Origin of the sequence: Actinomyces oris (assembly GCF_001929375.1) — a bacterium.
In the GTDB taxonomy this organism is placed as follows: domain Bacteria; phylum Actinomycetota; class Actinomycetes; order Actinomycetales; family Actinomycetaceae; genus Actinomyces; species Actinomyces oris_B.
Genome location: NZ_MSGO01000064.1, coordinates 1 through 5,133, shown reverse-complemented (window position 1 = coordinate 5,133; position 5,133 = coordinate 1). Strand labels below are relative to the sequence as shown.

General features: G+C 64.6%; 4 protein-coding genes. 1 reads left to right on the top strand and 3 read right to left on the bottom strand.

What is annotated here, in order from left to right; translation table 11 throughout:
* Both BKH32_RS12120 and BKH32_RS12115 read right to left on the bottom strand, forming a co-directional pair.
* On the bottom strand, positions 1–926 hold a 926-nt coding region (locus tag BKH32_RS12120), incomplete at its 3' end, for a SpaH/EbpB family LPXTG-anchored major pilin (protein ID WP_143222836.1).
* A gap of 149 nt (positions 927–1,075) precedes the next feature.
* Positions 1,076–3,853 carry an MSCRAMM family protein gene (locus tag BKH32_RS12115; protein WP_143222835.1) on the bottom strand — a complete coding sequence of 926 codons (2,778 nt, stop codon included), beginning with the start codon at positions 3,851–3,853 and terminating at the stop codon, positions 1,076–1,078.
* A 335-nt stretch (positions 3,854–4,188) separates the two neighbouring features.
* Here BKH32_RS12115 and BKH32_RS14000 point away from each other — a divergent pair, with 335 nt between their 5' ends.
* Positions 4,189–4,338, top strand: coding sequence for a hypothetical protein (locus tag BKH32_RS14000; RefSeq protein ID WP_178384673.1), 150 nt, complete (start codon positions 4,189–4,191; stop codon positions 4,336–4,338).
* 99 nt (positions 4,339–4,437) lie between these two features.
* Here the strand turns inward: BKH32_RS14000 and BKH32_RS12110 are convergent.
* Positions 4,438–5,133, bottom strand: a 696-nt coding sequence (locus tag BKH32_RS12110; RefSeq protein ID WP_143222834.1) for a SpaH/EbpB family LPXTG-anchored major pilin, incomplete at its 5' end; no start/stop codon positions are given.

Sequence of the window (5,133 nt, the reverse complement as noted above, 5' to 3'; positions counted from 1 at the left end):
GAGGCAACCGTGCCCTCGAAGATCGCCTGGACCTTCTTACCCGCGGCAGCCTTGAGCTTGGCCAGACCGGCCTTGGTGAAGGTCACCGTCACGGTCTGACCGTCAGTAGCCACCTTGTAGTCACCGGCGTCCATCGGGGCTCCGTCAAGCGTGACGTCCGTGGCGGTCACTCCCGTGAGGTTCGCGTCCAGGGTGTCCTTGAGCTGGAAGTACTTGTAGTGGGCGCCGTCGTCCAGCTTCGGCAGGGTCGAGGAGACCGGGAAGCGGACCTTGGAGCCCACGACGTAGCCGTTGGTCTTCTGGTCCTCGATGGTCTTGGTGACCTCAGTCTTCTCGTTCTTGGGATAGACGTGGACGTCGTAGACCCAGTTCCCCTCCTGGCCGACTGCCGTGTTCGGGGTGGGGATGGTGACGACGAAGGGCTTGGCCTTCTGGACGATGTTGCCGGGGGCCTTGGTCTCGCAGACGAGGTAGGCCTTGACGGGCATGTCCGAAATCTTGGCGAGGCCCTGACCGTCAGTCTCAGTAGACTTGAGTCCCGCGCCGAGGGTGTGCCCGGTCAGCGTCGGGTTGGCCGGGTCGGCGCACGCGTTCTCGGGCACGCCGGCCTTGGCCAGGTCACTGATGGTGTTCCAGCCGGCGGAGTCCTTGAGGTTGACGTCGGTGAGCGGGTAGGCGGTGAACTCAACGCCCGCGACTGCGGCGCCGGCGGCACCGCCGGCGGGCTTGCCGTCAACGGTCCCGATGTCGTTTCCGTCACCGGTGAGGTGCTTGTGGATGTTCAGGGAACCCGTCGCATCCTCCTTGATGTTTCCGTAGTTGGCGTTCTCAGCCTGAGCCATGGGGGCCAGGCCGAGCACGGCCAGGGTCAGGACACCGGCTGCGGCGGCAGCCCGACGCCCCAGCGTGCTGGCGTTGTACTTCATGGGTTGGGATTCCTTTCACTGTGCGCCGCGGGGAGATGCGAACGCGTGGCAGAGGTGTGGATAGGGAATACTTCTCCGGTGGACGACTCCGTCATGTCCGACGGCGTCACCGGCGCCTCCGACGTTTCATGCATGAGTCGGCAGGCAAATCAGTCCAGGTTGCGGTGACGGCGCCTCCTTAGAAGTCCAGTGGAGATCGCGACAGCGGAGACAACCCCACCCGCAATCAGGAAAACATGCGCACCACGCCCACCCGTCAACGGCAGGACTGGGACACTTGCCCTCGTATTGGCAAAGGGCTCGGCGAAGGCGTGGTCCAGGTGGTCGGCGGCAAGCTTGAAGGGGTGCTTGGTGGTGTCCAGCCGGAAGCCCGCCGGCGCGGCCTTCTCAACCAGGGAGTACTTCCCCAGCCCCAGGCCCTCGACCTTGAACCGCCCTGCAGCCGGGTCCTTGTCCGGCCCCGTGCAGGAGGCGGCGTCCTTCTCCACGCAGTCAGCAACCACCAGGTCGCGAGCCCCTGCGCCCCCGGCCGGGCCGGACAGGGTCCATACCGAGCCCGCCAGGGCCTGGTCGTTGCCCGCGTCCACCTTGGACCAGGTCACCGACCCAGCAGCCGGCTGGTTCTTGAAGGCCCCCGCGTTCACGGTCTTGCCCGCGTCAGTGGGTTTGATCGCCACCTTGTGCTCCGTGGGATCGAGCTGGTAGCCCTCGGGCTGGTGCGACTCCACCAGCGTGTAGGAGCCCGCCTTGACCCCCTTGAGCAGGAACTTTCCTGCAGCCGGGTCCTTGTCCGGGCCCGTGCACTTCTCAGCGCTGGGCTTCACGCAGTCAGCGACCTCTACCGCAGGCCCCGCCGGGGCCGAGGGCTTCCAGGTCCACGTCGAGCCGCCGAGCAGGCTGCCGTCCGGCTTGGTCTTGGTCCAGGACACCTGCGGAAGCGCCTGGTTGACCATCTCACCGACGGCGACGGTCGCGCCGTCAGTGGTCACCTTGAACGTCTTGGTCTCCTCGCTCTTGACATAGCCGTCGGGAGCCTTGAGCTCCTGGAGGGAGTAGGTCCCGTAGGGGACGTCCCGCAGCTCAAAGCGTCCAGGCGTGGGGTTCTGGTCCCCACCCGCCGCACAGGGGGCGGAGGTGCAGTCCGTAATAGTCCGGGCCTCGCCAGACGGCTTCGTGGGGGTGAAGGTCCAGGAGGAGCCGCCCAGCGGGGTGCCGTCAGCCTTGGTCTTGACCCAGGTCACCTTGCCCTTGATGGGCTTGTTCTGGATGTCTCCCAGCTTGTTCGGGCTGGCCGAATGCTGCTTGGCGATCGTGAAGTGCTTGTCCGGGGCGCCTACGTATCCTTCAGGCACGGTGCTCTCACGCAAGGTGTAGCCGCCCAGTGGAAGGTCCGAGACCGTGAACGCCGCAACGGCCTTGTCCTTGTCCCGGCCCGAGTAGCCGGGATCGCCAGTGTTGTCCGTCACCTCAATGGTCGGCTGCCCCGCGGCGTCGGGGATGATCTGCCAGGCCGAGCCCGGCAGCGCCTTTTTGCCTGTGTCGGTCTTGCGCCAGCTCACCGATCCGGTCTTCGGCTTGGGCTCGTTGCGCAGGGTGCAGAGGGCGTCGTGGTTGTCCGCCCCCGACTGGACGAAGGTGTACTCCGTGTCCTTGATTCGAGTGACGGGAAGCTCCTCACCCGTCGTCGCGTCGATGCAGCTCAGGGTCGTACTGTAGTCGGACAGGTTCGCCCCGTTGGCCGCAGTCTCCTTGATGGTGTAGGTACGGGGCTTGAACAGGGTGAACACGCCGATGGCCGCCTGGATGCCGGTACCGGTGCCGGAGGTGGTCTCAGAGGATCGGGGCGTGCCTCCCTTGCCCTCCACGCTGATGGTGAACTGATCGGAGGGCTTCTCCCTGCCGACGACGTCCTTCTGCACGTAGAGGGTGGGAGGAGCCGCGCAGGAGGCCAGGTCGGAGCCGTCACCGACCCCGATGGAGACCTTGTCGCTCAGGGTCGTGCCGTCGTCCGGGTCGATGGAGTAGTTGTAGGACTTACCGCCCTTGTCGTACTGGATGATCAGTCGACCGTCGGAGTCAAAGGCCAGGCCGTTGTACCGCCCCTCACCGGTCTTGAGCTTGCTGATGTCACCGTGCGGGATCACGCCACCCGTGGCGGCCTCGAGGGCCTCCCGCCGCACAGGCACGATCCTAGTGTCGCCCTCTCCGTCGTTCCAGAGCACGAACATGTCACCCGAAGCGGAGAAGACCAGGTCACCGTTCCCCTTGTCGCTGTCGTGAGGCAGGACCTGCACGTAGCCGACCAGGACGATACGGCCACCGGAGTACTTGTAGGTCGTGAAGTAGGTGCCCTTCTTTTCCTGGACGAATCCGCCGAAGTAGTACTCGCCAGTGGGATCACTGGGGTTGACGCCTCCCGCAACCAGGGAGGAGATGTTCGGAGACCCGAATTCACCATCAGGAAGCTCTGAGAGGAGTACCCGTTCTCCCTCACTCTTCGCCGTGTCCCAACGGTAGATTCCGACTTTATCTTTCTTGCTGTCACCCTTGTTGAAGGCCCAGGCCACTTCACCGTTCGCACCGATGGCCAGCCCGTTGAACTTTGACTTCTTGCCTTCTTTACTGAACTTGAATACCTCTTGTGCCCCGTGGTAGACGGGTGTGCCGTTGTTAGAGGGTACGAGGGAGACGGTGCCATCTCCCTCCACCGTGTAGTAGTCCCCGCCCGTGCAGGACAGGCCCCCTGCTTGAGGCCGATCGACGGGTTGCGCCCCGGTGAGCCCGCCGGCAACCGCGCTGGCCGCAGATCCGGCCTCAGCCGGGACTGCGCCCAGCGTCGAAACCAGGACAAGGGGCAGCGCACTGATGGCCAACAGCCATCTCGCGGCAACACGGTATCGAGTACCTGTTCGGGATGCGGGACTCATGTGACGGTCCTTCACGGTCTAGGGGCAGGGGAATCAGGCATTGCAGCGCGTACGCGCAGGTCCTGGCGAACGCCAGTCTTAGCAAGGCGCTCTGCCACCCTAACAACCAAACAGGCACAAGTCGGGGGGTGAGACCTATATGCAACCCGTTTGCCGTTTTCGTTACCATTCCTTTGCCCACAGCAAGGTTATCGGCGTGAACGCGGGTCACATCTTTTGGTGCGGCGTAGAACGGGTTATGCGGTGATGGTCATGGAAGGTTATTCAGGGGTGCGCTTGTAGGGTCTGGGTGGGCGCGTTCTACGCGGACGATGGCTCGTTCCTGTGGGAAAATCTTGTCATCAGACAAAAAGCCCCATGAGGAGACGAGCCATCGCCGTGAGGTGTGCCACCGGACTGAGTGCCGCCAGTTCGCCGAGCTGGTCGCCCGCGCCCTGGAGGGCTACCTCATCACCGCTGAGGAGGTCGCCCCGAGCCGCGACTAGGTCCTGGACGGCACCCCCTGAATAACCTTCAGGGTCTCTTGCGGTTGTGGTTGTGGTTGTCGGCCGGGGCTTGGGGGCCCCGGCCGACAGCGGTTGTCATCAGGCAGCGAGGTTCGCGCTGTGCTTGCGCTCGCGGTAGCGGGCCACCAGGACGGAGCCGACGGCGATCATCAGCAGGGACGCGCCGGAGGCGGTCAGGATGAGCATGCCGTTGGCACCGGTCAGGGGCAGGCCCGGGACCGCCTGCTTGGTGTTCTCGACGGTGACGTTGTCCGTGGCCACGGCGCCGGTCTGGACCTTGACAGCGGTCACGGCGTCGTTACCCGAGGGCAGGACGAAGCCGGTGGGCGCCTTGGTCTCGACCAGGACGTAGCAGCGCGCAGGGGCGTTGACCTTGTTGTCGCGGCCCGCCCCGTCAATGGAGTCGGAGACGAACAGGCCCTTGATGTTGACGACGCCGTTCTCGTCGGTGGTCAGCGTGGTCTTGCCGTCAACGGCGATGGGGGCCCCCTCCTTCTCCTTGGTGCAGGTGTCCGCGTAGGACTCCTTGGCCTTGTACAGCTGGAACTCGGCGCCCTTAAGACCCGCCTTGTTGGCATCCTTGTCGTGACTGTCAACCTTCTTGATCGTCAGGTCGCCCCAGTGGGTGGTCACCTCGTCGGACGTCGGAGGGTTGTCAGGTTTGGTCGGGGGCTCGGTCGGCTCCGGAGGCGTGCTGGCATAGATGGTGTCGGAGATGAGCTGGGCGGTGTTCTTGATGTCACCGTTACCGATTGAGGCAACCGTGCCCTCGAA